The organism is Streptomyces sp. WMMC940 (assembly GCF_027460265.1).
Taxonomy (GTDB): Bacteria; Actinomycetota; Actinomycetes; order Streptomycetales; family Streptomycetaceae; genus Streptomyces.
This window is the reverse complement of the sequence record NZ_JAPZBC010000001.1, coordinates 6,178,774-6,204,932: the sequence shown is the minus strand read 5'-3', so window position 1 is coordinate 6,204,932 and position 26,159 is coordinate 6,178,774. Positions and strand designations below refer to the sequence as shown.

23 protein-coding genes are annotated in these 26,159 nt (G+C 73.8%); 14 read left to right on the top strand and 9 right to left on the bottom strand.

Translation table 11 applies throughout. The annotated features are described in order from the left end of the window. The first annotated feature begins 38 nt into the window (after nucleotides 1-38). Nucleotides 39-620: a putative glycolipid-binding domain-containing protein gene (locus tag O7595_RS27310; RefSeq protein WP_269731257.1), complete on the top strand. Its 582-nt coding sequence runs from the start codon at nucleotides 39-41 to the stop codon at nucleotides 618-620. Nucleotides 621-657: 37 nt separating this feature from the next. On the opposite strand, the gene O7595_RS27305 is transcribed toward O7595_RS27310, so the two are convergent. The 4 genes from O7595_RS27305 to O7595_RS27290 all read right to left on the bottom strand — a co-directional run bounded on the left by O7595_RS27305 (nucleotide 658) and on the right by O7595_RS27290 (nucleotide 6,400). Continuing rightward, the gene (locus O7595_RS27305) at nucleotides 658-1,740 is read right to left on the bottom strand and encodes a Zn-dependent alcohol dehydrogenase (RefSeq protein ID WP_269731256.1); all 1,083 of its coding nucleotides are present in this window, start codon (nucleotides 1,738-1,740) and stop codon (nucleotides 658-660) included. A gap of 17 nt (nucleotides 1,741-1,757) precedes the next feature. After that, nucleotides 1,758-3,149: an aldehyde dehydrogenase family protein gene (locus tag O7595_RS27300; protein WP_269731255.1), complete on the bottom strand. Its 1,392-nt coding sequence runs from the start codon at nucleotides 3,147-3,149 to the stop codon at nucleotides 1,758-1,760. A gap of 348 nt (nucleotides 3,150-3,497) precedes the next feature. Further along, nucleotides 3,498-3,845, bottom strand: coding sequence for a hypothetical protein (locus O7595_RS27295; protein WP_269731254.1), 348 nt, complete (start codon nucleotides 3,843-3,845; stop codon nucleotides 3,498-3,500). A gap of 314 nt (nucleotides 3,846-4,159) precedes the next feature. Further along, on the bottom strand, nucleotides 4,160-6,400 hold the full coding sequence (locus tag O7595_RS27290) for a molybdopterin oxidoreductase family protein (protein ID WP_269731253.1): 2,241 nt from the start codon (nucleotides 6,398-6,400) through the stop codon (nucleotides 4,160-4,162). A gap of 247 nt (nucleotides 6,401-6,647) precedes the next feature. Here O7595_RS27290 and hmgA point away from each other — a divergent pair, with 247 nt between their 5' ends. From hmgA to O7595_RS27270, 4 genes are all read left to right on the top strand, one after another. Beyond that, nucleotides 6,648-7,976 carry a homogentisate 1,2-dioxygenase gene (gene hmgA, locus O7595_RS27285; protein WP_269731252.1) on the top strand — a complete coding sequence of 443 codons (1,329 nt, stop codon included), beginning with the start codon at nucleotides 6,648-6,650 and terminating at the stop codon, nucleotides 7,974-7,976. A gap of 24 nt (nucleotides 7,977-8,000) precedes the next feature. Next, on the top strand, nucleotides 8,001-8,750 hold the full coding sequence (locus O7595_RS27280) for a GntR family transcriptional regulator (RefSeq protein WP_269731251.1): 750 nt from the start codon (nucleotides 8,001-8,003) through the stop codon (nucleotides 8,748-8,750). After that, nucleotides 8,747-9,946, top strand: a complete 1,200-nt coding sequence (locus O7595_RS27275) for a type ISP restriction/modification enzyme (protein ID WP_269731250.1) — start codon at nucleotides 8,747-8,749, stop codon at nucleotides 9,944-9,946. The genes O7595_RS27280 and O7595_RS27275 overlap by 4 nt, the downstream gene beginning before the upstream one ends. A 116-nt stretch (nucleotides 9,947-10,062) precedes the next feature. Next, nucleotides 10,063-11,286: a CaiB/BaiF CoA transferase family protein gene (locus O7595_RS27270; RefSeq protein ID WP_269731249.1), complete on the top strand. Its 1,224-nt coding sequence runs from the start codon at nucleotides 10,063-10,065 to the stop codon at nucleotides 11,284-11,286. A gap of 259 nt (nucleotides 11,287-11,545) precedes the next feature. Here O7595_RS27270 and O7595_RS27265 read toward each other — a convergent pair whose 3' ends face one another. Beyond that, nucleotides 11,546-11,812, bottom strand: coding sequence for a hypothetical protein (locus O7595_RS27265; protein ID WP_269731248.1), 267 nt, complete (start codon nucleotides 11,810-11,812; stop codon nucleotides 11,546-11,548). Between the two features lie 281 nt (nucleotides 11,813-12,093). Between O7595_RS27265 and O7595_RS27260 the strand changes: the two genes are divergently transcribed. The 3 genes from O7595_RS27260 (at nucleotide 12,094) to O7595_RS27250 (ending at nucleotide 17,239) form a co-directional block, all read left to right on the top strand. After that, a complete protein-coding gene (locus O7595_RS27260) occupies nucleotides 12,094-13,623 on the top strand; it encodes a DUF4331 domain-containing protein (RefSeq protein WP_269731247.1) in 1,530 nt (509 codons plus the stop codon). Then, the gene (locus tag O7595_RS27255; protein ID WP_269731246.1) at nucleotides 13,620-14,936 is read left to right on the top strand and encodes a tetratricopeptide repeat protein; all 1,317 of its coding nucleotides are present in this window, start codon (nucleotides 13,620-13,622) and stop codon (nucleotides 14,934-14,936) included. The genes O7595_RS27260 and O7595_RS27255 overlap by 4 nt, the downstream gene beginning before the upstream one ends. Before the next feature lie 629 nt (nucleotides 14,937-15,565). Next, nucleotides 15,566-17,239, top strand: coding sequence for a hypothetical protein (locus O7595_RS27250; protein ID WP_269731245.1), 1,674 nt, complete (start codon nucleotides 15,566-15,568; stop codon nucleotides 17,237-17,239). Between the two features lie 446 nt (nucleotides 17,240-17,685). Here O7595_RS27250 and O7595_RS27245 read toward each other — a convergent pair whose 3' ends face one another. Both O7595_RS27245 and O7595_RS27240 read right to left on the bottom strand, forming a co-directional pair. Then, entirely contained in the window at nucleotides 17,686-17,820 is a 135-nt protein-coding gene (locus tag O7595_RS27245) for a hypothetical protein (protein ID WP_269731244.1), read from the bottom strand. A 42-nt stretch (nucleotides 17,821-17,862) separates the two neighbouring features. Further along, nucleotides 17,863-18,672 carry an SGNH/GDSL hydrolase family protein gene (locus tag O7595_RS27240; RefSeq protein ID WP_269731243.1) on the bottom strand — a complete coding sequence of 270 codons (810 nt, stop codon included), beginning with the start codon at nucleotides 18,670-18,672 and terminating at the stop codon, nucleotides 17,863-17,865. A gap of 787 nt (nucleotides 18,673-19,459) precedes the next feature. Between O7595_RS27240 and O7595_RS27235 the strand changes: the two genes are divergently transcribed. The 4 genes from O7595_RS27235 to O7595_RS27220 all read left to right on the top strand — a co-directional run bounded on the left by O7595_RS27235 (nucleotide 19,460) and on the right by O7595_RS27220 (nucleotide 23,335). Continuing rightward, nucleotides 19,460-20,341 (top strand): glycosyltransferase family 2 protein, encoded by an 882-nt coding sequence (locus O7595_RS27235; RefSeq protein WP_269731242.1) that lies wholly within the window; start codon nucleotides 19,460-19,462, stop codon nucleotides 20,339-20,341. Further along, nucleotides 20,338-21,360 (top strand): glycosyltransferase family 2 protein, encoded by a 1,023-nt coding sequence (locus O7595_RS27230; RefSeq protein WP_269731241.1) that lies wholly within the window; start codon nucleotides 20,338-20,340, stop codon nucleotides 21,358-21,360. The genes O7595_RS27235 and O7595_RS27230 overlap by 4 nt, the downstream gene beginning before the upstream one ends. Continuing rightward, nucleotides 21,357-22,145 (top strand): polysaccharide deacetylase family protein, encoded by a 789-nt coding sequence (locus tag O7595_RS27225; RefSeq protein WP_269731240.1) that lies wholly within the window; start codon nucleotides 21,357-21,359, stop codon nucleotides 22,143-22,145. The genes O7595_RS27230 and O7595_RS27225 overlap by 4 nt, the downstream gene beginning before the upstream one ends. 95 nt (nucleotides 22,146-22,240) lie before the next feature. Beyond that, nucleotides 22,241-23,335 carry a DUF5925 domain-containing protein gene (locus O7595_RS27220; RefSeq protein ID WP_269731239.1) on the top strand — a complete coding sequence of 365 codons (1,095 nt, stop codon included), beginning with the start codon at nucleotides 22,241-22,243 and terminating at the stop codon, nucleotides 23,333-23,335. Between the two features lie 71 nt (nucleotides 23,336-23,406). Here O7595_RS27220 and O7595_RS27215 read toward each other — a convergent pair whose 3' ends face one another. Further along, nucleotides 23,407-23,781: a GntR family transcriptional regulator gene (locus O7595_RS27215; RefSeq protein WP_269731238.1), complete on the bottom strand. Its 375-nt coding sequence runs from the start codon at nucleotides 23,779-23,781 to the stop codon at nucleotides 23,407-23,409. A gap of 99 nt (nucleotides 23,782-23,880) precedes the next feature. Between O7595_RS27215 and O7595_RS27210 the strand changes: the two genes are divergently transcribed. Next, nucleotides 23,881-24,804 carry a GNAT family N-acetyltransferase gene (locus tag O7595_RS27210; protein WP_269731237.1) on the top strand — a complete coding sequence of 308 codons (924 nt, stop codon included), beginning with the start codon at nucleotides 23,881-23,883 and terminating at the stop codon, nucleotides 24,802-24,804. Beyond that, nucleotides 24,785-25,279 carry a DUF402 domain-containing protein gene (locus O7595_RS27205; RefSeq protein ID WP_269731236.1) on the top strand — a complete coding sequence of 165 codons (495 nt, stop codon included), beginning with the start codon at nucleotides 24,785-24,787 and terminating at the stop codon, nucleotides 25,277-25,279. Before O7595_RS27210 ends, O7595_RS27205 begins: the two co-directional genes overlap by 20 nt. Here O7595_RS27205 and O7595_RS27200 read toward each other — a convergent pair. Next, nucleotides 25,260-25,994, bottom strand: a complete 735-nt coding sequence (locus O7595_RS27200; protein ID WP_269731235.1) for an NUDIX hydrolase — start codon at nucleotides 25,992-25,994, stop codon at nucleotides 25,260-25,262. The two genes, O7595_RS27205 and O7595_RS27200, sit on opposite strands and share 20 nt — an antisense overlap. Nucleotides 25,995-26,159: the final 165 nt, after the last annotated feature.

The window sequence follows — 26,159 nt, the reverse complement described above, 5'->3', positions numbered from 1 at the left end:
ACCCGTCAGTAGCGTGCGGGGCGTGCCAGGGTGGGCCCGTGGAATTCACGCATCCGCCCGCGACCGCGGCCTGGCTCCACCAGGACTCCAGGCAGGGCTTCGAAGTGGCGTTCTTCCGGTTCGCGGACGACGGCCGACGCATCGACGGCTACGCGGCGGTCACGGAGGACGGCGACGCCTTCGCCGTCGAGTACGACATCGAACTGGACACGACGTGGCGGACACGGACGGCACGGATCCACGGCCGCGCGCCCTCCGGCAGCCGAACGGTGCTGCTGGAGTCGGACGGCTCGGGCCACTGGGCGGTCGACGGCGAACGGGCGCCGTACCTCGACGGCTGCTTCGACGTCGACCTCGAGGCGTCGGCGATGACCAACGCCCTGCCCGTGCGCAGGATGGCGCTGCCCCACGGCACCGAGGCGTCCGCGCCCGCCGTGTGGGTGCGCGCCCGCGACCTCACCGTGGGACGGCTGGAGCAGACCTACACCCGTACCACCGACCGGGGCACCCACAGCTGCTACGACTACCGGGCGCCCGCCTCCGGCTTCTCTTCCCGGATCGTCTACGACGAGTCCGGGCTGCCGCTGGAGTACCCGGGGATCGCCGTCCGCGCGGGCTGACGGACACCCCCCGGGCGATTCGCCTGCGGGGGTTCGCCTACGGGAAGACGACGAGCGCTCTGCCGCCCTTGCCCGCGAGCATGTTCTCGAAGGCGGCCGGGATGCCGTCGAGGCCGATCCGCTCGGTGATGAGGGCGCTCAGGTCCAGCCGGCCGGCCCGGATGTGCTCTGCGAGCACGGGGATGTCCCGGGCCGGGTCGGAATTGCCGTAGACGCAGCCGGAGAGCGTACGTCCCCAGTGGAACAGCTCCAGGGCGTGGAAGGTGACCTGCTGGTCCCGGCCGCCGATGCCGACCACCGTGGTCCGCCCGCCCCGCCGGGTGGAGTCCCAGGCGGCGCGGATCGTCACGGCGCGGCCCACGCACTCCACGGCCACGTCGGCGCCCTGCCCGCCGGTCAGCCCGCGGACCTCGCGGGCGGTGTTCTCCGAGGCGACGACGAAGTCGGTGGCCCCGGCGGCGAGGGCGAGTTCCGCCTTCCCCGGCGACACGTCCACGGCGACGATCCTCGAGGCGCCGGCGATCCGGGCCGCCTGGACGGTGGCGAGGCCGACCCCGCCGGCCCCGAGGACGACGACGGACTCCCCCTCCCGGACCCGGGCCGAGTGGTGGACCGCGCCGTAGCCGGTGAGGACCGCGCAGCCGAGCAGCGCGGCATCGGTGAGCGGCACGCCCTCCGGGAGCGGCAGCACACAGTTCGCCGCGACGACGGTCTCCTCCGCGAAGGCGGCGACGTTGAGCCCGGGGTGCAGTTCGGTGCCGTCCTCGGTGACGGCGTGGACGGCGCCGGCGCCCTTGAGCGCACCGGCGCAGAGCCACACCTCGCCGATGGAGCAGTGGTGGCAACGCCCGCAGGACGGCGCCCAGTTGAGCACCACCGCGTCGCCGGGGGCGACATGGGTGACGCCCTCGCCGACGGAGACGACCGTGCCCGCGCCCTCGTGCCCGAGAACGGCGGGGACCGGCACCTGCATGGTGCCGTCGGACAGGGACAGATCGGAGTGGCAGACCCCGGCGGCGGCGAGGCGGACCCTCACGCGGCCGGGACCCGGCTCGGGGAGGCGGATGCCGGTGATCTCCAGGGCGGAGCCGACGGCGGGCAGGACTGCGGCGCGGACCACGGTGGTTGTCTCCCGGTTCAGAACTGCAGGGACTTGGTGTGCAGGTACTCGGTGAGGCCGTGCGCGCCGAGTTCACGGCCCACGCCCGACTGCTTGTACCCGCCGAAGGGTGCCAGTGGGTTGAAACGGCCGCCGTTGATGTCGACCTGGCCGGTGTCCATCCGGCGGGCGAAGGCGACGGCCTCGTCCTGCTCGCCCCATACGGCGCCCGCGAGCCCGTAGACCGTGCCGTTGGCGATCCGCAGGGCGTCGTCCACGTCCTCGTACTCCATGAGCGAGACGACCGGGCCGAAGATCTCCTCCTGCGCGATGGTCATCTCCGGGGTGACGTCGGCGAAGACGGTCGGCGAGACGTAGTAGCCCTTCTCGCGCGGGGCCTCCGGGCCGCCGGCGACGAGCCGGGCGCCCTCGGCGAGGCCGCGCTCGATGAAGCCGCGGACGCGTTCCCGCTGCCGGTCGCTGACGAGCGGGCCGAGGCGGTCGCCGGGGACGTACTTGGCGACGGATTCGGCGGCCAGGGCCACTGCCTCCTCGTACCGGTCCCTGTGCACCAGCATGCGGGTCCAGGCGCTGCACGTCTGGCCGGAGTTGGACATGACGTTCGCGATCCCGGCGTTCACGGCGCGGGCGAGATCGGCGCCGGGGAGGATCACATTGGCGGACTTGCCGCCGAGTTCCAGCGCGACGCGCTTGACCGCGCCGCCCGCGGTCGCGCCGATGCGGCGGCCGACGGCGGTGGAGCCGGTGAAGGAGACCAGGTCCACGCCGGGGTGCTCGGCGAGGGCCTGGCCGGCGACCGGCCCGAGGCCGGTGACGAGGTTGAACACACCGGCCGGGAGCCCGGCCTCGTGAACGGCCTCGGCGAAGAGCTGGGCGGTGAGCGGAGTGTCCTCGGCGGGCTTGAGCACCACGGTGCAGCCGGCGGCGAGGGCGGGCGCGGCCTTGGCGACGATCTGGTGGAGCGGGTAGTTCCACGGGGTGATCGCGCCGACGACGCCGACCGGCTCGTGCAGCACGGTGGAGTTGCCGATCTTCTCCTCGAAGTCGTACGAGGCGGCGAGCTCGGCGTACGAACCGGCGACGAGGACCGGCAGACCGGCGTGGACGGTCTCGGCGAGCCTGGTCGGGGCGCCGAGCTCGGCGGTGACGGTCGCGGCGATCTCGTCCTTGCGGGCGGCGAGCACGTCGCGGAGCGCCGCGATGTGCCCGGCACGCTCGGCGGGCGCGGTGGCGGCCCAGCCGGGGAAGGCGTCACGGGCGGCACGCACCGCCGCATCGACGTCCTCCGGCGTGCCGGCCGGGACATGGGCGATGATCTGCTCGTCCGCGGGATCGACCACCGCGATGGAGTCGGCACCGGCGGCGGGGCGCCACGCCCCGCCGATGTACATCCCGTCGTGGGCCTTCATCCGCTACTCCTTCGGGCACGGCAAGAGCTGACCGCGACCCAAACTAGCGGTGTTAGTTTTTCGGCGCCAGGGCGGTCGGGCGCGGGGGGATGTGATTCTCCCCCACCGCCCACTCCGCAAGCCGGGAGCCGGGAGCCGGGAGTGACGGTACCGGGCCGGCCGGTCACCCCGCCTCGCCCCCGGTGGCGGTGCACGGCGGACCGGGGCCGGCGGCCAGGCGACGAGCGGGTCGGATGTCGGGGGTACGTCACCGGAAGCCGGACGCGCCGGGACCCCGGGCCCGGCCGGCGGTCCGGCGTCCGGCCCGCGGTTGCGGGGGATGGGGGGTGCCCCGCACCGCGGGGGCGCTCAGGCCGGGGTCTGACCGAGCGCCGTCGGGGAGGGCTGCGGCGGGCGGGCGGACGGCGGGGAGATGGACGCGACCTGGGCACGGCCGCGGTCGACCTGCTGACCCCCGCTGATCGCCGCCGGCGCGGACTGGGCCTTCTGCTCCGGGGACTTGGCCACCGACGACCAGGTGCGCAGCCGGTGACTGGCCGCCTCGTCGAGAGTCACCGGCGCCCCGCGCTGCTCCGCGAGCCGGCTGGCCTCGCGGCCGAGCGCGGCCACGTCCTCCCACCGCAGCCTGAGCACCACGGACAGCTCGGCCCCGCCGTCCGGGAGTCCCTTCATGATCGGCCCGTCACCATCAGTCATTGCCGCTCCTGTCGTTGAGGCACAGACGCTCGAATCCCCGGGTGCCCACTAGTACGCAGCGGGTCCTCCGCGCGTTCAGCTCGGTTCCGCCCTTTGCCCGAAGGTCGCTGTTCCCTGCGGACGGGGAGCGAGGGATGGGGCAGCACCCCGCGTTCGCCCTCGACCACCGGTGGAGCCGGCGGTCCGGACGACGCCAGGTGCCGGCGCTGCGCGTCAACAAGGTGTCGACGAGTGACCGACGGGCGCAGAGCCCGGCGCAAGACCGGTGCGGGGACCACGGGCGGCGAGGACCGCCCGTCCCGCCCCGCGGGACCTCAGTGGGCCGGCGCCACCTCCACGGGAAAGCCGTTGAGCACGGCGGTGCCGGAGAGCGGGTCGAGCAGCGAGCCGTCGAGCAGCTGGTTGACGTTGACGCCCGGACGGGCCGCCGCCACCCGCATCCGGGTGCCCGGGCGGTCGTGCCCCCAGCCGTGCGGGAGGCTCACCACCCCCGTGCGCACATCGCCGGTGATCTCGACCGGGGCCTCCAGCTCCCCCCCGGCCGCCTTGATCCGGGCGAGGGCGCCGTCCGCCAGCCCCAGCCGGGCGGCGTCGTCGGGATGGACCTGGAGGGTGCAGCGGTTCGAACCCCCGTTGAGGGCCGGGACGTTGTGCATCCAGCTGTTGTTGGAGCGCAGATGACGGCGGCCGACGAGCACCAGCCGGTCGTCCCGGGCCCCGAGCGCCTGCCGCAGCCGCGGCAGGTCTTCCGCGATGGGGCCGGGCAGCAGTTCGACGCGCCCGCTGCGGGTCCTGAGCACCTGGGCCAGCCGCGGCCTCAGCGGCCCGAGGTCGATGCCGTGCGGGTGCGCGAGCAGATCGTCGAGGGTGAGGTCGTACGGTCCTAGACGCAGCATCATGTCGAGGCGCCGCTCCGGGCCGCTGCGGCCGCTGAGCCGACCCGCGAGCTCCCCCGCGTCCTGGCCGTGCACCGGCGAACGGGGATCGGCGACGGCCCTGCCGAGGGAGGCCGATATGACCATGTCGTCGACCGTGGACGGGTCGGCCCCGTGCATACCGCCCACCGCCAGGATCAGCCGGGCGTGGATCTCGCACTCGTCCGGCGCGCCCTCGTCGAGCGGGACGGCGGGAGGGGTGTAGCGGGCCTGGTTGCGCACGGCGAGTCCGTTGAACGAGAAGTCGTAGTGCCCGCTGCGCGACGGGGGCGGCGGTGGCAGGACGACGTCGGCGTGGCGCGAGGTCTCGTTCAGGTAGGGGTCGACGCTGACCATGAGGTCGAGTGCGCCGAGCGCCCGGTCCAGCCGGTCGCCGTCGGGCGCGGACAGCACGGGATTGGCGGCGATGGTGATCACGGCGCGGATCCGGCCCTCGCCGGGCGTCTCGATCTCCTCGGGGAGTGCGGCGATGGGCAGTTCGCCCTTGGCCTCGGGGTGGCCGGCGACCCTGCTGGCCCAGCGGCCGAGGGCGAAGCCCTTCCCGGGCGGGGCCGGTTCGGTGGCGGGACGGGGTGCGCGGTCGTGCGCGGCGAGTGGGAAGAGGACCCCGCCGGGCCGGTCGAGGTTGCCGGTGAGGACGTTGAGGACGTCGACGAGCCAGCTGGCGAGGGTGCCGTGCTCGACGGTGCAGCTTCCGATGCGGCCGTACACGGCGGCGGTCGGCGCGGCGGCGAGTTCGCGGGCGATGGTGCGGACGACGTCCGCGTCCAGGTCGCAGGCCGCCGCCACGGCCTCGGGGGTGAAGTCCCGTACCGCCTCGCGCACCTCGTCCACACCCTCGACCCGCCCGCCGAGCGGGTCGGGATCGGTGAGCCCTTCCTCGAAGAGCACATGGACGAGTGCGGCGAGCAGCAGCGCGTCCGTACCAGGCCGGATGGCCACGTGCCGGTCGGCGAGCCGGGCGGTGCGGGTACGGCGGGGGTCCACCACGGTGAGCCGGCCGCCGCGGCGGCGCAGCGCCTTGAGCCTGCCCGGGAAGTCGGGTGCGGTGCACAGGCTGCCGTTGGAGTCCAGCGGGTTGGCGCCGAGGAGCAGCAGATGGTCGGTGCGGTCCAGGTCGGGTACGGGGATCGCGACCGGGTTGCCGAAGAGCAGTCCGCTGGAGACGTGCTTGGGCATCTGGTCGAGGGTGCTTGCGGTGAAGAGGTTGCGGGTGCGCAGTGTCGACAGCAGCACGGGCGGATAGAGCCCGCCGGCCATGGTGTGCACGTTCGGGTTGCCGAGGACGACGCCCACCGCGTCCGGGCCGTGTTTCTCGATCAGCGGTCGTATCCGCGCGGCGATCAGGTCGAACGCCTCGTCCCAGCCCGCCTCGCGCAGTTCGCCGTTCTCGTCGCGCACGAGCGGGACCCGCAGCCGGTCGGGATCGGAGTCCAGCGCGCCGAAGGAGGCGCCCTTGGGACAGATGAACCCCTTGCTGAAGACGTCGTCCCGGTCCCCGCGGACCGCGCCGACCCGCTCCCCCGCACCGTCCCGTTCGACGGTCAGGGTCAGTCCGCAGGTGGCCTCGCACAGCGGGCAGATCCGCAGGGCGGTGCGGATGGCGTCGGTTCCTGGCATGGGGCCCTCCCCGGGGCGGCGGCGATGACGCACGGGCACCGGCGAGCATACCGACCGGTACGCACGTTGGGGAGGGGCGTTTCGTCCACACCGGCCCGGACCGGCGTCCGCCCGCGCCCGGGCGGCTCCCGGCCGTCCGGTCCGGGACCGCGCCACGGCGGGCCGGGCGCTGCCGTTGACTGGGGACGTCCGGGAATCCTACTGTCGACCATAGGATTCCCTGGACCGAACGCATCGGAGAGTGCGGATGAGCGGTATCGAGCAGGCGAGGAAGACGGCAGAAGGGCTGGAGTACCTGTCGGGATTCGGCAATGAGCACGGCTCGGAGGCCGTCCCGGGAGCCCTGCCGCTCGGACGGAACTCGCCGCAGCGCGCCCCCCTCGGGCTCTACGCCGAGCAGCTGAGCGGCAGCGCGTTCACCGAGCCCCGCGCGCACAACCGGCGCTCGTGGCTGTACCGCATCCGGCCGTCCGCCGCCCACCCCCCGTTCGTCCGGGCCGACAACGGCGCCCTGCGAACCGCGCCGTTCACCGAGACCGTGCCGGACCCGAACCGGCTCCGCTGGGACCCGCTGCCGGAGCCCGCGCCCGGCACGGACTGGCTGGCCGGTCTGTGGACCCTCGGCGGGAACGGTGACGTCGCCCAGCGCACGGGCATGGCCGTGCACCTCTACCACGCCGACGCGTCCATGGAGCGGCGGGTGTTCAGCGACGCCGACGGCGAGCTGCTGATCGTGCCCGAGCAGGGCGGTCTGCTGCTCCGCACGGAGCTGGGCCTGCTGTCCGTGGAGCCCGGTGAGGTCGCGCTGGTCCCCCGGGGCGTGCGCTTCCGGGTGGAACTGCTCGACGGCTCCGTCCGGGGCTATGTCTGCGAGAACTACGGACAGCCCTTCACCCTGCCCGAGCTGGGCCCGATCGGCGCCAACGGACTGGCCAACCCCCGCGACTTCCGGGTTCCGGTCGCGGCGTACGAGGACGTCGAGGGCGACGTCGAGGTCGTCAGCAAGTTCTGCGGCAATCTGTGGACCGCCACCTACGACCACTCGCCCCTCGACGTCGTCGCCTGGCACGGCAGCCATGTGCCCTACGTCTACGACCTGCGGACGTTCAACGTGATGGGAACGATCTCGTACGACCACCCCGATCCGTCGATCTTCACGGTGCTCACCTCACCGAGCGACACCCCCGGGCTCGCCGGCGTCGACTTCGTGGTGTTCGCGCCGCGCTGGCTCGTCGGCGAGGACACCTTCCGGCCCCCGTACTTCCACCGCAACGTGATGAGCGAGTACATGGGCCTCATCGAGGGCGCCTACGACGCGAAGACCGCCGGAAAGGGAGGCTTCGTCCCGGGCGGCGGTTCGCTGCACAACATGATGTCGGCGCACGGACCCGACCGGGAGACCTTCGACAAGGCGAGCGCCGCCGAGCTCAGGCCGCAGCGGATCGAGGACGGGCTCGCGTTCATGTTCGAGACCCGCTGGCCGGTGACCGCCACCGCCCAGGCGGCGAACGCGGACCACCTGCAGAGGGCGTACGACGACGTATGGCAGGGTCTGGAGCGCCACTTCCGGTCCTGAGGCCGGATCTGATACGGAGTTGCCGTGACCGCCTTCGCCCCCGACTCGCTCGTCCTGAACCGCAAGCTGCCCCTGTGGTACCAGGTCTCGCAGTCGCTGCGTGCCTCGATACTCGGCCGCAGACCGCACGACCCGCTGCGCCTGCCGACGGAGGAGCAGCTGGCCGAGCACTACGGGGTGAGCGTGCTGACCATGCGGCAGGCACTCAAGGAACTGGAGTCGGAAGGGCTCATCAGCCGGCACCGGCGCCGCGGCACCTTCATCGAACCGGGGGTCCGGCGCAGCGCGCCCCGGCGGCTGCTGGGCTCGATCGACGCGATCGTGGCCCAGCAGTCCGGCGAGCTGACGACCGTCCTCGGGCACGCCCCGGAACCGGTGCCGGGCGGGCTCGCCGAGTACTTCCCGGACACGGACGAGGTCGTCACGTACCGCAGGCTGCGGTGCGACGGCGACAGCGGGGAGCCCGTGAACTGGGCGGAGAACGCGGTACGTCCGGACGTCGCCGCCCGGCTGGACGTGGCGGACCTGGAGCGCTGGCCGATGACCAAGGTGTTGCGGGACGCCGTCGGGGTACGGATCAGCCGCATCACGGACACGGTGGAGGCCCGGCTCGCCGACCCGGAGACGGCGGAGCTCCTCCAGGTGCCGCTGCTGTCGCCCATCCTCCACTACACGGGCGTGACGTACGACGAGGAGGGGCGGGTGGTGGACGTGGCACGGATCAGGTACCGGGGCGACCGGTTCTCGTTCTCCGTGACCGTCGAGGCGGAATGAGCGGCCAGGGGGGCGGCGCCGGCGGCGCCGCCGTGCCGCTGGACGAGATCATGCCGTGGTCGACAGGGCCGCTGCGGCTCGGTCGCGGCTGGGTGGTCGCGCCCGACGCCCGGACACTGCGGGCCCGCTGGGACGCCCTGGTCGCGGCGGGGGGCGAGGAGCGGGCCGCCCTGTTCGAGGAGACCCGGGCCCGCGGTCCGGGCCGACCCGTCGCAGCACTGCCGGGGCAGGCCACCGGGACGGGACCGTTCGCCGAGGAGCACGGACGCTGCCCGGAGCCGGTGCGCATCGTCCACGGGCCGTTCGACGAGCAGTGGATCCTCCCCGACCATCGGCTGATCGACGTGGCGCGGCCCGAGCTGTGGCGGGTCGCCGACGGCCGTCAGCTCTTCGTGGTGGAGCAGGGCCGCGTCCCGGGCGACGACGGCCCCCCGGTGCTGGTCTCAGGCGTCCTCCCCGAGGGCCGCTCCGCCGGGAGGCCCGGCCGCATACGCCCCCTGTACCGGCGGCCGGCCGGATGTGAGCCGAACCTGGCACCGGGGCTGCGGGCCGCGCTGCGGGAGCGCTTCCCGGACGCGGCGGAGCCCGGGGACGTGCTCGCATGGGTGGCCGCCGCGGGACGGCCGGCGGCCCGGGGCTGCGAAGTGCCGTTCACGGCGGACCCCGGCGTGTGGGCGCGCGGGGTGGAGCTCGGCCGGCAGCTCGTCGGCATCCAGCTCAGGGGGGTGCGGGACGGTGAGCGCCCGCGGCTGCCGGGCGGCCGGCGCCCGTACGTCCGGTCCGCGGTACCCGCCCGTCCCGCGGCGCTGGTGTACGACGCGGAGGAGGAGGCCCTCCTGCTCGACGGCGGACGGATCGCACCGGTACCGGCGGAGGCGTGGGACTTCCGGGTGGGCGGTGTCCGGGTGCTCGAGGACTGGTTCGCGCGGCGGACCGCGGAGCCGGCGGCCGGGACGCTCGGGGCGATCCGTCCGTCCGTGTGGCCGCAGGAGTGGACCTCGGAGCTGCTGGAGCTGGTCACGGTGCTGGCGCTGCTCGGGCAACTGCGCGGCGAACGTGAGGAATTGGGCGAGGAGATCGCCCGTACCGGCTGGCACGACCTGCGCGTGCCCCGGGTGCCGCCGGCCGCCCGGGCGCCCGCTTCCGTGCTCGACCACCACGAGGAGGGGCCGGGCGGGCAGTTCGTACTGCTCTGAAGGGCGTCCCGTCCGGGCCCGGAAATGGGCGGGGGGACACCCGGTGGCGCCTCCCCGCCGGCGGTGGACCGCACCGGGGTGACAAAGGTGGTACGTACACGGTATTAACGGCTTCCATGAGCCAGCCGCTGCCCCTGGAAGGCATCACCGTCGTCGCCGTCGAGCAGGCCGTGTCGGCTCCGTTCGCGACCCGTCAGCTCGCCGACCTCGGCGCCCGTGTGATCAAGGTGGAACGCCCCGACGGCGGCGACTTCGCCCGCGGCTACGACACCGCGGCGGGCGGACTCGCCTCGCACTTCGTCTGGTGCAACCGCGGCAAGGAGTCCCTCGCCGTGGACCTCAAGGACCCCCGGGGGCTGGCGGCGGTCCGCCGGCTGATCGCCAGGGCCGACGTCTTCGTGCAGAACCTCGCCCAGGGCGCGGCCGCCCGGCTCGGGCTGGACGCCGCCACGCTCTGCGCCGCTCACCCGCGGCTGGTCGCGGTGGACATCTCGGGGTACGGGCCGTCCGGCCCGTACGCGCACAAGCGGGCCTACGACATGCTCGTCCAGTGCGAGGCCGGGCTGGTGTCCGTGACCGGCACCGCGGAGCAGCCGGTGAAGACCGGCATCCCGGCGGCGGACGTCGCCGCGGCCATGTACGCCTTCTCGGGGGTGCTGGCCGCCCTGCTGCGGCGAGGCACGACCGGAAGCGGCGGCCCGGTGGAGATCTCGATGCTGGAGTCGCTCGCGGAATGGATGGGGCACCCCCTGCACCACGGGATGCACGGGGGCGCCGCCCCGGAGCGCACGGGTCTGGCGCACGCGGTCATCGCGCCCTACGACGCCTACCCCACGGCCGACGGGGGCCAGGTACTGCTGTCGGTCCAGAACGATCGGGAGTGGCAGCGACTCGCCGAGCGGGTGCTGGGCCGGCCGGAGCTGGCGGCCGATCCCGCCTTCGCGACCAACAAGGCGCGCACGGCGAACCGCGGGAGGACGGACGCGGTGGTCGCCCAGGCGCTGGCCCGGCTGGACACGGCGGACGCCGTGGCGGCGCTGGAGGAGGCGGGGATCGCCTGCGCCCGTCTCAACACCGTGGCCGATCTGGCGGCCCATCCGCAGTTGGAGGCCCGGGACCGCTGGCGGGACATCGCGACCCCCGTCGGCCCGCTGCGGGCGATGCTGCCCCCGATCACCCTCCCGGGCGGCGCGGAGCCGGGCATGGGCGCCGTCCCGGCGCTCGGCGAGCACACGGACGCGCTGCTGCGCGAGGCGGGGCTGACGGCCGACGACATCGCCGAGCTGCACCGGTGCGGGGTCGTTCCCACGGAGTCCCCGGGCGGCGAACGCCTCGGGTGACAAGGATGTTCACGGCGGCTTCCCGGCTTCGGGACGGGACGCGACCGCTCGGCCGGTCGTGCCCCGGGCCCGCGTGGGGCACGGGAGCCCCTGGCACCGGCGCGCGGGCCCCGGGGGGCCGGGCCGGGGGCCGCACGCACGCGACAGGAGGTAGGGCTCGGCGGGGTGGTCGGACCTACGGTGTCCGGGCGGGAGCGAGGGGGACGGGTGCGCGTGAACGGTCACGCGTGCCCGGGCCGCCGTCCGGCCACCCCGCCGGTCAATGGCCCCGGCTGCCGAACAGCGAGCGGCGCAGTCGCCGGAGCGGTGCGAAGAGCGAGACGCGCGCGCTCTTGCTGCCGCGGCTGTGCGCGACATCACGCGTCGTCAGCTCACGCATGAGGGTCGTCGCCTCGGCCGCCTCACGCGGTGGCACGGCGGGTCCGCCGAGTACCGCGAGATGGCGGTCGAGACGCGAACTGGTCGCGCTCGTCCCGCAGGTGATCGCAGGGACCCGCGCCCTGCTGCGCATCGTTATCTGTTCCATGTCACTCCCCACCCGTACGAGGGCACCCGGCCCGGGCAGATTAACCCTATCGCCCCTGCCTCACACTCGTGTATCCCGCCTGAGCGATTCAGCACACACGTACGGGGGTTGACGACTACTCAGCGAATCCTCCTGATTCCAGGGCGAGTTGGACAGCCTCGAATCCGGGACCAAACCTCCGGCCGCACCGCCCCGAACACCTGTCACCAGGCAGCAAGGACCGTCTCGTTCACGACGGTCCGCGCGGCCGACGAGAGTCCACGACAGGAGACGGGACCGACATGTTCTCTCATCTCATCAGGAGCACACGGGGGCGCAGAAACCTCGCCTCGCTCGTCTGTGGTGCGCTGGCGGCAGGGGGGCTCGCGGCCGCCGGAGTGAGCTCCGCGCTCGCGCCGGGCGCCGCCAACGCGTCCAGCCACCGCGAGGCTCCGCTCATCTCCGGACAGCCGCAGTACGACACGACGGACGTGTACGCGTTCGTCAGCCCCGACCGGCCCGACACCACGACGATCGTCGCGAACTGGCTGCCGTTCGAGGAGCCGGCGGGCGGACCGAACTTCTACCGCTTCGCGGACGACGCCCGCTACGACATCCACATCGACTCCGACGGCGACGCCCAGGGCGACCTGCTCTACCGCTGGACCTTCCACGACCAGATCAAGAACGGTGACACGTTCCTGTTCAACACGGGCCCGGTGACCAGCCTGGACGACCCGGACCTCAACATCACCCAGACCTACGACCTGGAGATGATGCGGCTCCGGGACCAGCATGTGATCTCCACCACGAAGATCGCGAACGATGTGCCGGTCGCCCCGTCGAACGTGGGCAAGGCGTCCATGCCGGACTACGCGAAGCTCCGCAAGGAGGCCGTGCGCGAGCTGAAGGACGGCACCACGGTCTTCGCCGGCCAGGCCGACGACCCGTTCTTCCTCGACCTGCGGGTGTTCGACCTGCTGTACGGCGGCGACCTGTCCGAGGTCGGCCGCGACACCCTGAAGGGCTACAACGTCAACAGCATCGCCCTGCAGGTGCCCTCCGAGCACATCCGGCAGTCCGCGGGGCAGCCGGTGGTCGGGATCTGGTCGACCACGCACCGCAAGAGCGCGAGCGGCGACTGGACGCAGGTCTCCCGGTTGGGCATGCCGTTGGTGAACGAAGTGGTCATCCCGCTCAAGGACAAGGACAGGTTCAACGCCTCGTCGCCCTGGAACGACGCCGACTTCCTCACGTCCGTCACCAACCCGGAGCTGCCGAAGCTCATCGAGGGCATCTACAAGATCGAAGCGCCCGAGGAGCCGCGGGACGACCTCGTGTCGGTGTTCCTCACCGGCGTCAAGGACCTCAACCAGCCGCCGGGCGTCCGGCCCGCCGAGGCACTGCGTCTGAACACGGCCGTGCCGCCCACCGGCGAGCCGAAGCGGCTCGGCGTGCTGGACGGCGACAACGCGGGTTTCCCGAACGGACGCCGGCTGACCGACGACGTCCTGGACATCGCGCTCCAGGTCGTCGAGGGCGAGCTCGTCGGGAAGAAGAACGACCTGGGCGACGCCGTGGACGAGAACGACGTGGAGTTCGAGAAGTCCTTCCCGTATGTGGCGCTGCCGACGTCGGGCTCCGACGGGCCCCTGGCGGAGGCCGCCGGCAACCGCAGCCAGCTCGACGGCGGCGCGGAGCTGACGTCGGGCAGCGCCGCGGACGACCGCACGGTGCTGGCGCTCTCCGCGGGCGCCGCCGGCGCGGGCGTCGTGCTCGTCGGAATCGGCCTCGCCTGGTGGCGTACGCGCCGGCGCGGCAGGTGGTCATGAAGCGGGCCACGCGGTCCGTGTGGCGCCTCGGGGCCGGGATCGTGGGACTGGCCTGCGTGCTGACCGCCGCGGGAGCGGTGCTCGGCGGCCCGGACGAGGTGCCCGCGGCCCCGGCCGCCGCGGGGGCGGTGGCCCCCGGGACGGCTCCCGGGCAGGGGGTGCGCACCCTCCAGGCCCATCTGAGGGCGCAGCCCAAGGACGCGGGCGCCTGGGCGTCGCTCGGTGCGGCGTACGTGGAGGAGGCCAGGGTGAGCGGCGATCCTTCGCGGTACCCCCGGGCCGGGGAGGCGTTCGCCCGCTCCCTGCGGCTGCGGCCCGACGGCAACGCCGAAGCTCTCGCCGGCCGGGCGGCCCTCGCGGCGGCCCGGCACGACTTCCCGGCGGCGCTCCGGGACGCCGACCGGGCGCTCGCCGTCAACCCGTACAGCGAGCGCGGTCTGGCCGTGCGGATCGACGCGCTCGTCGAACTCGGCCGCTATCCGGCGGCGTTGGACGCGGCACGCCAAGCGGACGCCCGCCGGCCGGGCATCCCGGTGTTCACCCGACTCGCCTACGTACGGGAGCTGCGCGGGGACACCAAGGAGGCACGGCGCGTGCTGGAACTGGCCCGGGACTCGGCGAGCACCCGGAGCGACATCGCCTACACGGCGACGGCGCTCGGCCGGCTCGCCTGGTCCCAGGGCGGCTACGACGAGGCCCTGCGGCAGTGCGGCCGGGCCCTGAAGGCCGAGCCGGACAACCTGGAGGCACGGGAGTGCCGGGCGCGGGCGCTCGCCGGCAAGGGCGAACTCGCCCCCGCCACAGCGGAGTTCGAGGCCATCGTCGCCCGGTCCCCGCTGCCGGGGCGGCTGGTCGCGCTCGGAGAGCTGTACGAGGCGAGCGGCCGGCCGGAGCCCGCCCGCCGCCAGTACGAGGTGCTCGGCACCTGGACGGGGCTCGCCAGGGCGGGCGGCGTGAACCCGGACCTGGACACGGCCCTCGCCGCCGCCGACCACGGCGACCGCGCCGAGGCCCTGCGCTCGGCGCGCGCCGAATGGCAGCGCCGCCGCACCGTGCACACCGAGGACGCCCTCGCCTGGGCGCTGTATCGCGCAGGACGCTCCGAGGAGGCCCTCCCCCACGCGCGGGCGGCGACCGCGACGGGCTACCGGGACGCGGCCTTCCTCTATCACCGCGGCATGATCGAACTCGCCGCGGGCGAGCGGGCCGCCGCGCGTGCCTCGCTGACCCGTGCCCTGGCGCTCAATCCCGCCTTCTCCCCCATCGGCGCGCGCGAGGCGCGCCGGGCGCTCGACGGTCTGGAGGCATCATGACCGACCCGTTGTCGAACACCCTCGCGGCACTGCTCGCGGTCCTGGCCCTGACCGCCGGGGCACGGGGATGCCTGGCCCGCGTCCGCACGCCCGGCGCGGCTCGGGCTGTGCGGGTCACGGCGGAGCACCCGGCTCCAGAGCGGCGGGCGACGACCATCCCTCGCCCACGCCCCGCGCCGACGGCGATCGGCCGTACGTCCGCGCCGCGGCCGGGAGGCCCCGCCAGCCCGCGGCGCGAGCGAGCGCCGGGCCCGAGGAGGCCCGTACGGGCAGCGCGGGAACGCGTCGTGCGCGAACGCGCGTCCGGGTCGCGGCTGGGGACCTCCGGCACCGGGGCGTGCTTCGAGAGCTTCGTCGTCCGCCCGCCGGGCGGGGGCGTGCGGTGCGTGCGGTCGCCAGGCGGAGGAAGGAGAGCGCGGCGGGCCGCGCCCACGACCGGCAACGCCGTGAGGCGGCACCTCCCGTGCCCGAGGGGCAAGGGGGGAGTGCGTGCCGGGTGTTCCCGGCCGGACCGGCCCGTCTCAACATGCCCCGGGAAGGAACGAGCAGCGCATGAACGGGCGGCACCCGGAGGTCCGGAGGGCGTACGGGGGCGCGGCCCGGGGCACGCGGTCCGGACCGCGCTTCTGGTGGCGGCCGGGACGGCCGCCCTGCTCGCCGGGACGGCCGCGCCGGCCGCGGCCCACCCGCTGGGGAACTTCTCCGTGAACCGCTACGACGGACTCGTCGTCGCCGAGCGGGAGTTGCGCGTCGACCACGTCGAGGACCTCGCGGAGATCCCGACCGCGCGCATCCGGCCGCGGGAGATGGCGCCCGCCGTGCTCGCGGCCTGGGCGGAGGACCGCTGCGCCGTCGTGGCGCGCGAGGCCCGGCTGCTCGTGGACGGCCGGGCCGTACCGCTCGAAACCGGACCGGCGCGCGCCTCCGTCCGGCCCGGCCAGGCCGGGCTGCCCACCCTCCGCGTCGAGTGCGCGATGCGCGCGCCATTGCCGGGCGGCAGGACGGACGTGTCGTTCACGGCCGCCCCCGGCGAGGGTGCCGGCTGGCGGGAGATCACGGCACGCGGCGACCGCACGACACTGGCATCGTCCGACGTACCCGGCGAGTCCGTCTCGCGCCGGCTGTCCAGCTACCCGCAGCGGCTGCTGGAGTCCCCGCCGGCCCGCACCTCGGCCCGGCTCACGGCCGCACCCGGCGGGCCCGCGCTCGGCGAGGCGACAGCGGCGGCGCCCCCGTCCGTGCTGCCGCGCGGGGTCGACCGCTGGACCCAGGCCCTGACGGGTCTGGTCGAACGGCGCGATCTCACCGTGCCGTTCGGGGCGCTCGCCCTGGTCGTCGCCCTGGGACTCGGGGCCCTGCACGCGCTCGCCCCCGGCCACGGGAAGACCCTGATGGCCGCGGCGGCAGCGGCGGGCGGCCGGAACTCGCTGCGGGAGGTACTGGCGCTCGGCGCCTCGGTGACCGTCACCCACACCCTCGGCGTCCTCGCCCTGGGCGCCCTGATCGTCGCGGGGTCGGCCGTCACACCGGCCGTCGTCGGCTGGCTGGGCGTGGCGAGCGGGATCCTGGTCGCGGTGGCGGGTGCGCTGCTGGCGCGGCGGGCGTGGCAGGACCGGGCGCACGGGCGCGGGCACACGCACGTCCACTGGCTCGGCGGCGGACGCTTCCGTACGCACACGCACACGCACTCCCCCGACGACGGCCACGGCCACGCTCATGACCACGGTCACGAGCCTGTCCACGCCGGCGCCCGGAAGCACGCGCACGAACACGGGCACCAACACGAACACGGGGACGGGCACCACGAGCCGGGACACGAGCCGGCGCGCGAGCACCACCACGAACCGGCACACGAGCAGGCGCACGGGCACCACCACGAACCGGCACACGAACACCACGGCGCAGTGCACGGGCGCCCCGTCATCGGCGACGGGCACCGCACCGCCCGCGGCTCCGAGCGGCAGCGGCCACTGCGCCGCAGCATCCTGCTCGGTCTGGCCGGCGGCCTCGTCCCCAGCCCCTCCGCCGTGGTCGTACTCGTCGGTGCCGCGGCACTCGGCCACGCCTGGTTCGGGCTGCTCCTCGTCGTCGCGTACGGTGCGGGGCTGGCCCTCACCCTCACCGCGGCCGGATTCGCCGTCGTGCGGCTCGGGGGCCGGATCACGGCGCGCCTGGCACGACGGCGGGCTGCCGGGCGGCTGGCCGGCCTCGTCCAGCGTTCGGCACCGATCGGCACGGCGCTCACCGTGGTCGTCCTGGGCTGCGGATTGGCGCTCAGAGGGGCCGCGGGAGCGATGAGTTGAGACAAGGGGTCTCGCCAACCCCCTGCTCGACGACGGTAACGGGAGCGGGAGCGCGAACGGCGGGGCCGCGGGACGAACAGCGCAGGGGCGGACGGCGGATCGGGGACCGGCGCCGCGGAGGGCGGGGGCGGTCCCGCGTCCGGGCCCGCGGCGCCCCGTTGGGGCCCTTCGGCGTCGGACGACGCCGGGTCCACGGCGACCGGCGGCGGCCCTTCGCCCACCGAACGGCCGGCGCGCAGCCTACGCGCACGGGTCCACGCGATCCGCTCGGAGCACCGCGGGGCGTGCCTCCCGGCCGGGGCCCGGGCCCCGGCGTTCCGGACGACGGTGACCGTCGGAAGCACTCCGGTCTCCGTGGGGTACCCCTGGGTGACCGGAAGCGGCCGGGGTTGCGACGGGGGCTGGAATACGCTCGACCTCCCTCGGGCGAGGGGGCGTCGTGGGAGTCATGTGGAACCGACGTACCCCGAGGGCGCGGTGCACCACGACCGGATCCGGGTGGAGATCAGGAGTCCGGTCGCGGCACGGTCGGAGTGGGTGGCGTTCTCGGTGAGGTGCGATGAGGAGTCCTCCTCGGGCACGCCGTCCTCACCGGGTCGGCCCTCGTACCCGGATGGGGCCGGTCAGGCCGCCGACCGGAACGGCGGCAGATAGCCGCCGGACTGTCCCGAGGCGGTCGGGTGGTACGACTCGCCGATGTTCAGCCAGTTGACGCTGTGCAGCCACGAGGCGCCCGAGCAGATCTCGTGCCCGGTGAAGGACGGCACGACGTCCGCGAAGGTGAAGCCGTGGTCGGCGACGCGCTTGGCGATCGCCGCGTTGAGATGGTCGGCTCCGCTGTTGATCGCGGCGCGCTCCTTCTCGGTGAGTCCGGCGATGCAGCTGCCGTTGAGCTTGTAGAAGCGGGGATAGCCGAGGACGACGACCCGCGCGGACGGCGACTTGGACCTGATGGTCGAGTACACCGAGTCGAGCCGGGCCGGGAGGGTCGTGTCCACGAAGCGCTTGGCCTCCTGGACCCGGGCGACGCAGGTGCTCTCGGACTGCAGGACACACGTCGTCATCACGTCGGCGAAGCCCGCGTCGTTGCCGCCGATCGTGATGGACACGAGGTCGGTACCGGAGTTGAGGGGGGCGAGCTGGCCGGCCAGGACATCACCCGTACGAGCGCCCGAGCAGGCCGTGAAGGCGAACGACGAGGGTGAGTTGGCGGCCGCCCAGAGGGCGGGGTAGGCGCGGTTGGTGCGCTTGCACGAGCCGCTGTCGACCAGATAGGCGCCGGCGCCGAGACCCGACGAGTACGAGTCGCCGAGGGCCACGTAGTCGACGACGGCCGCGGATTGGGCGGCCTGGGCCGGGCCCGCGCCGGTGAGGGCGAGGGCGGCGCCGATGAGGAGTGAGGACGAGAATGCCGCGATTCGGGACAGTTTCATGGAACCTCCCATTAGCAGGATCTCTGCTCAACTGTCGTAGCATGTCCCTTAGTTCACCGGAAGTGTTCATGCCAAAAACAATGCGGCCGGACAACAGGGGTGTTACGCAGTGGTTCTTGACGACCCGTCCGGAACGACGGGCAAGACGGGTCCCAGCATTCCGGCAATCCGCCGAATCTCCGGGCAAACACGCCGGTGTGAATGATCTCCCGGCACCAACTCGCCCCGTTCGGCACACCCCGCCGCACTTCCGCCCGAGGACCGCGGCAGCGGCGCTCGCGGCACTCGGATCGGCCCCGTACGCGCCCTTCGCGCCCTCCCGCCGCACGGCCGGCCCGGACTCGGCACCCCTCCGTCCGAAAAGCGCCCACCCCAGCCGTCACTGCGATTGCTTTCCGACCCTCAGGCACCGCATTGCATAACAGGTTTGTGCATTTCAGCACGCGCTGGCAGAACAAGGAGAAAAGTGCGCCCTACGGCCAGGTCTTGTCATACAGTCCCAATCATCAATACCGTCGTACATCCGCCCGCAACGGACCATCAAAGGCGACTCCTGGGGAGGGGTCCGACGTCGCGACGGTCCGTGGCGGGGCGCGGTAGGGGGGTGCCGTGCTCGGTCGTACTCGTGCCGAGTCGCGTACCGCGCGGCCAGCTATGCCGGCTCGCCCAGCCTGTGCGGAGATCCATGCCGCCCTGGCCGGGGTGAGAACAACCCCCCTTTCGAACCGGACACTCATCCGGACCGCCCGGGGGCGGGCGGTCCACCGGACGAGAGGGAAACCGACTCATGAGCTCGTTCCTGCGCCCGGCGGTCCCGGGTCCTCACGATCCGATGGCCACGACCGGCGCGCCCGCACCGGCCGTGACGACGTCCACCGCCACGGCCACGCTCGGCCGAATACCGGCCCAGTACCGTCCGATCTCCTCCCACCTCGCCATCGCGCCGCCGGTCAGCGTCGTGATCCCGGCGATGAACGAGGCCAAGAACCTCCCGCACGTCTTCGGCACCCTGCCCGAGTGGATCCATGAAGTCGTGCTCGTCGACGGCAACTCCACGGACGGCACGGTGGAGGTCGCCCGCGCGCTGTGGCCGGGCGTCAAGGTCGTCGAGCAGGCCGGCAAGGGCAAGGGGGACGCCCTCATCAGCGGCTTCGCGGCCTGCACCGGCGACATCATCGTGATGGTCGACGCGGACGGCTCCGCCGACGGCCAGGAGATCGTCAGCTATGTCTCCGCACTGGTCGGCGGCGCCGACTTCGCCAAGGGCTCCCGCTTCGCCAACGGCGGCGGCACCGACGACATGACACCGGTCCGCAAGCTCGGCAACCGCGTCCTGTGCGGCATCGTCAACGCCAAGTTCGGCGCCCGTTACACCGACCTCTGCTACGGCTACAACGCGTTCTGGCGCCACTGCCTGGACAGCATCGCCCTGGACTGCACCGGCTTCGAGATCGAGACCCTGATGAACATCCGGGTCGTCAAGGCCGGGCTGCGGGTCCAGGAGGTCCCCAGCCACGAGTACCTCCGCATCCACGGCATGAGCAACCTCAGAGCCGTCCGCGACGGACTGCGGGTGCTCAAGGTGATCCTCAAGGAGAAGGGCGTCCGCCGGGCCTCCCGCCGCGGTCCCGCAGTCGCCCTCAACGCCCCGCGAGGAGAGGTCTCTTGAGCCACCGGACGTTCTCCGTGGTGATCTGCGTCTACACCGAGGAACGCTGGACGGACATCCTCACGGCCGTGGAGTCGGTGCGCCGGCAGTCGCTCCCGGCGCTGGAGACGCTGGTCGTGGTCGACCACAACCCCCGGCTGCTGGACCGCCTCACCGAGGAGTTCACCGGCAGCCGCGGGAGCGCGTCACCGGGAGAAGAGGTGCGGGTGCTCGCCAACGCGGGCCCCCGCGGCCTCTCCGCCGGGCGCAACACCGGCATCGCCGTGTCCCGCGGCGAGTTCGTGGCCTTCCTCGACGACGACGCCGTGGCCGAGCACGACTGGCTACGGCGCCTCGCCGAGGGGTACGACGACCCCCGGGTCATGGCCGTCGGCGGCAGGACCCTGCCGGTCTGGGCCTCGGGCCGCAGGCCGGCGTGGTTCCCCGAGGAGTTCGACTGGGTCGTCGGGTGCACGTACCGGGGGCTTCCTCCCGGGCGCGTCCGGGTCCGGAACGTCCTCGGCGGCAACGCCTCCTTCCGCCGCACCGCCTTCGACGCCGCCGGAGGATTCGCCACCGGCATCGGAAGGGACGGCGACAGACGGCCCCTCGGCTGCGAGGAGACCGAGCTCTGCATCCGGCTCGGCCGGGCCCTCCCTGACGCGGTGCTGCTGATAGACGACCGCGCCGTCATCCACCACAGGGTCCCCGCTCAGCGGGAGCGCTTCCGCTACTTCCGCACCCGCACCTACGCCGAAGGGCTGTCCAAGGCCCTCGTCTCGCACAGCGTCGGGAGCGGCAAGGGCCTCGAGACCGAGCGCCGGTACACCACCCGGGTGCTCCCGGCGGGCGTCGTGCGCGGTCTGCGCGACGCCCTGCTGGGCCGCCCGGGCGGTGCCGGCCGCGCCGGAGCCATCCTCGCCGGCGTCGCCACGGCCGCGGCCGGGTACGCGGTGGCGCGGGCGCGGGCCCGGTCCGGGGTGGCGTTCTCGCACGGCCCGATCACCTCCCACGCCCCGCTGGAAGGGGGCACACCATGAACGAGGCCGTGCCGATCCTCATGTACCACGCGATAGCGCACCGGCCCGCTCCGGCGGTCCACGGCCTCTCCGTGGCGCCGGAGGCCTTCGCCGAACAGATGGAGCTGCTCGGCGAGCGCGGGTTCACCCCGGTCACGACCGCCGGGCTCGGCCGGGCCTGGCGGCACGGTGAACCCCTGCCGCCCCGGCCGGTGCTGATCACCTTCGACGACGGCTACGAGGGCGTGCACCGGCACGCCCTTCCCGTGCTCGACGGGCTGGGCTTCGCCTCGACCCTCTTCGTGTCGACCGGGTGGCTGCGCGGCGCGCACGAGGAGGGCGGCGCGCCCGACACCATGCTGGACTGGGGACAGGTGAGGGAACTGGCCGCGGCGGGCACGGAGATCGGCGGCCACTCGCACACCCATCCGCAGCTGGACCAGTTGGACGACCGACGGCTCCGGTTCGAGTCGCTGCGGTGCAGGGAGGTCATCGCCGCGGAAGTCGGCGAGGTGCCGGTCTCGTTCGCCTACCCGTACGGCTACTCCAGCCGCCGGGTCCGGCAGGCGGTCCGCGCGGCCGGCTTCGCGCAGTCCCTGGCCGTGGGGAACGCCCTGGCCCGCCGTCGACAGGGGCCCTACGCCCTGCAGCGGGTGACCGTGCGCCGCTCCACGGGGGCCGCGGAGTTCGAGCGGCTCGTCGAGGGCCGGGGACTCGCCCGCGGCTTCGCCGGGGACCGGGCCCTCACCAAGGGGTACGCCGTCGTCCGCCGGACGAGGAGGGCGCTCCGGTTGCCGCGTACCTGAGTGCCCGGAGCGGTGTACCCGAGTGCGGGCGCGGAGAGCGGCGGCACGCCCCAAAAGGCCGTGCACCGAGGGCCGACGTGCCGGATCATGGCGCCATGACCGCCACCCCTGAGCACGCTCTGCCGATCCGGCTCAACGTCGACGACAGCGATTCGCCGTCGGATGTCGTCGACGCGCTGTTCCTCGGCCGCTTCGCGACGGGCGAGCAGCCGTATTCGCACAGTTCGACGATCGACAGGGTCAAGCCCGGCGCCACGCTGCTGCCGCCGGGTGCCCGGGTGCTGCGCGCCGCACGTGACGACGACCGGAGCGCTACCCTCGCCGAGGGGGACGGGTGGACCCTGCTGATCTCGCGGTGGAACCGCGGGGCGGACATCACGGTCACCGCCGTCAGCCCGGACCTCGCCGAGAGCGTGCACAAGGAGGCGACGGACGGCGTCCAGGACGAACCCGAGCCGCAGCCCGAGAACGTCACCATGGGCTTCTGGTACGTCTCCCCGCGCCGCGGCCCGCACCGTACCACCCGCCAGATCAGCGCCGGCACCTGGGACGAGGTCCGTCCCAACTACACGACCCCCGTCGCACAGGCGATGGACCGGCTGATGAAGGTGACGCCGGACGACATCGCGGGCCGGCTGCTCCTGCTGCACGGTCCGCCGGGCACGGGAAAGACCTCCGCGCTGCGGACGCTGGCCCGCTCATGGCGCGACTGGTGCCAGGTGGACTGCGTGCTCGATCCGGAGCGGCTGTTCAACGACGTCGGCTATCTGATGGACATCGCGATCGGTGAGGACGAGGGCACGGCCAAGGGGCGCTGGAGGCTGCTGCTCCTGGAGGACTGCGACGAACTGATCAGGGGCGAGGCGCGGCACGCCGCGGGCCAGGCGCTGTCCCGGCTGCTGAACCTGACGGACGGGCTGCTCGGCCAGGGCCGGAACGTCCTCGTGGGCGTCACCACCAACGAGGACCTCGAGCGGCTGCACCCCGCGGTCGTCCGGCCGGGCCGCTGCCTCGCACGGATCGAGGTCGGGCCGCTCACCCGCGGGGAGGCCGTGTCCTGGCTGGGCACCGAGGAGGGCGTGGGCCGCGAGGGCGCGACACTGGCGGAGTTGTACGCCCTGCGCCGGGGGACGGTGCCGGCGTCCGTGCCGTCCCAGCACGGCGGGGCGGACGCGGGGCTGTACCTCTAGCGCGAGGGGCGGGCGGCAGGGTGGTGACTCTCGTGGGCGTGGCTGCGGCACGGTCCGGTCGGGCGTGCGACTCACTTCCCGTAGGTGGCGCGCAGTGCGTCCTGCACCGCGGCGAGCGCGTCGGCACGGGACAGGCCCAGGCGGTGGACCAGTTCGGTGTACGCCTGGGCGGCCGTCGCCGCCTGGCGCTCCGCCGCGTCCCCGGCCGCCGCGACGAACGTGCCGTTCCGGCCCCGGGTTTCGATCACGCCGTCGCCCTCGAGGGCGCGGTACGCCTTGGCGACGGTGTTGGCCGCGAGGCCGAGTTCCTCCGCGAGGCCCCGCACGGTGGGGAGTTTGTAGCCGACGGGCAGGGCGCCCGAGCGCGCCTGGGCCGAGATCTGGGAGCGGAGCTGCTCGTAGGGCGCGGGGGCGGCGTCCGTGTCGATGACGATTTTCAAGGTCACCACGTGATTGTCCCCCACTTCCGGGCCTCGGGCACGCCGCTCGGGACCCTCGGGAAATCGAGAGGCGTGCACGGGGGCGCGCGCGTAGCGTGCCGCATCATGAATGTGATCGTCCGCGCCTTCCGCGCGCCTGGGGACGCCGAAGCGGTCGCCCGGGTCCGGCGCGCCGCCCTGCCGTTCATGCTGGTCACCCCCGAGTCCCTGGCGTTCGAGGCGGAGCACGCACATCCGCTCGCCCGGTACCGGCCGCTGGTCGCCGAGGAGGACGGCGAGATCATCGGCACGGCGCAGGTGGGGCTCGCGCACGACAGCCCCGAGCCGGGGGTCGGCTACGCCAACGTCTATGTGCATCCCGAGCGCCGTGGCCGCGGTGCGGGTTCGGCCGTGGTGCGCGCGGCCGAGGAGTACCTGGTCGGCGCCGGTGCCACCAGGGTCCACACCTGGGTGCTGGACGAACCCGGGCACCGTGCCTTCGCCGAGCGGCGAGGCTACCGGGCGGGGCGTACGGCGCAATTCCTCCGTCTCGATCTGGCGGCAGCGGCGCTGCCACCGCTGCGGACCCCGCCGGACGGGGTGCGGATCGTCCCCGCGTCCGAGTTCGCCGGCGACCCGCGGCCGCTCTTCGAGCTGGACTCCGAGACGACGGCGGACGAACCGGGGGACGTGGCGGCGGAGTTGACGGACTACGGGCACTGGCTCGACGAGACCTGGGGGCATCCGCTGTTCAGCCCGGAGCTGACGTCGGTCGCCGTCGTGGACGGGCACCCGGTGGCGTTCAGCGCGGCTCGTACGGACGGTTCGACCCGCTACGGGACCGCCATGACCGGCACCACCCGGGCCCACCGCGGCCGCGGGCTGGCCAAGCTGGCGAAGAACGACTCGCTGCACCGGGCGCGGGACGCCGGATTCACCGAGGCGTTCACCGGCAACGACGTGGGCAACGCCCCGATGCTTGCCGTCAACGAGTGGCTCGGCTACGAGGTCTGCGCGACGGAGGTGCGCCATGTCCGCACGCTGGGGTGAGTCCTGGGTCGATGTCACCCTGGTCAAGGCCGGGCGTACGAAGATCCGTTACCCGGCGGAGGTCGTCGCGGACGACGGTACCCGGATCACCGTCCGTGCGCCGTGGGCGGGTGGGGGTGTGAAGGACTTCGGGTTCGTCCGCTTCGAACCGGGTGACGTCTTCACCGAGCACTACTGGCGCGACCGCTGGTACGCGGTCAAGGAGGTCCGGGCGGGCGACGGGACGCTGAAGGGCTGGTACACCGACATCACCCGGCCCGCCCTGGTGTCCCGGGACGAGCTGGTGGTGGAGGATCTGGACCTGGATCTGTGGGTGTCGGCCGACGGCACGCTGGTCCTGCGACTGGACGAGGACGAGTTCGCCGCGAGCGGCCTCGCCGAGCGGGACCCCCGGGCGGCCGAGGAGGCGGCACGAGCCCTGGACGCCCTGGAACTCCTCGCCCGCCAGGGCCGGTTCACCCGGCTGCTGGGCTGACGCGCGTCGTCGGCAGCGGCACCGCCCGGTCCGGAAGGCCCGGGTCGTGGGCGATCGGGTCGTCGTCCTCGTGCCAGTGGAGGACGAAGCGCTCGCCCCTCCGGTACGCCTCGAACCCGGCCCTGCAGTACGCGACCATGTCGTCCGGGAGCGCGGCGAGGGGGTGCCAGGCCAGCTCCGAGCACTTGTGGGGCTCCCGGTTGTACGGCTCGCCGCCGCCGGTGCCGTCGGCCTCGAAGAACCAGCCCGTGCGCGGCGGGTCCCCGGGCCCCCGGTGCTGCATCACCAGCGCGACGCGCAGGTCCTCCGGCGCGAACTCGACGCCGATCTCCTCGCGCGCCTCGCGCACCATGGCCGCTCGCACGTCCTCTCCGTCCTCGACGTGGCCCGAGGGGCCGTTCCACAGCCCGTCCCCGTAACCCGTCCCCGCCCGGCGGGCGAGCAGGACCTCGTCGCCGCGGCGCAGGACGAGATGGACGTCGACGACTTCGCTGTGCCGGGCCGGGGCCGCACGGGCGTCCTCGCCCCGCCGGGCGGGGGTGGCCCTCGTGTCCTCGCCGTACGGGCCCCGGCCGAGGTCGAGCACGTCGGAGGGCGCCGGCGGCAGCCAGTGCCGCATGCGCTCCGCCCAGGCGCGGCGGACCGCGGGGTCGCGCAGCCCGTGGTCGGGCTCGTCGTCGAAGGTGTCCGCGGCGTCCCAGTCGATCCTCGTCATGCCTCCGATGGTCGCAGCCGCCACTGACAACGGGCCGCTCGGCGGTGGGGCTTGCGGTAGTGGAAGCGGTCGTACGGGCCCTCCGTCCGGCGCTCGACGAGCTCGCGGCCGTACCGCTGGTACCTCCGCCGGTCCTCCCCGTCGTGGGGCGCCCCCGCGCCCCCG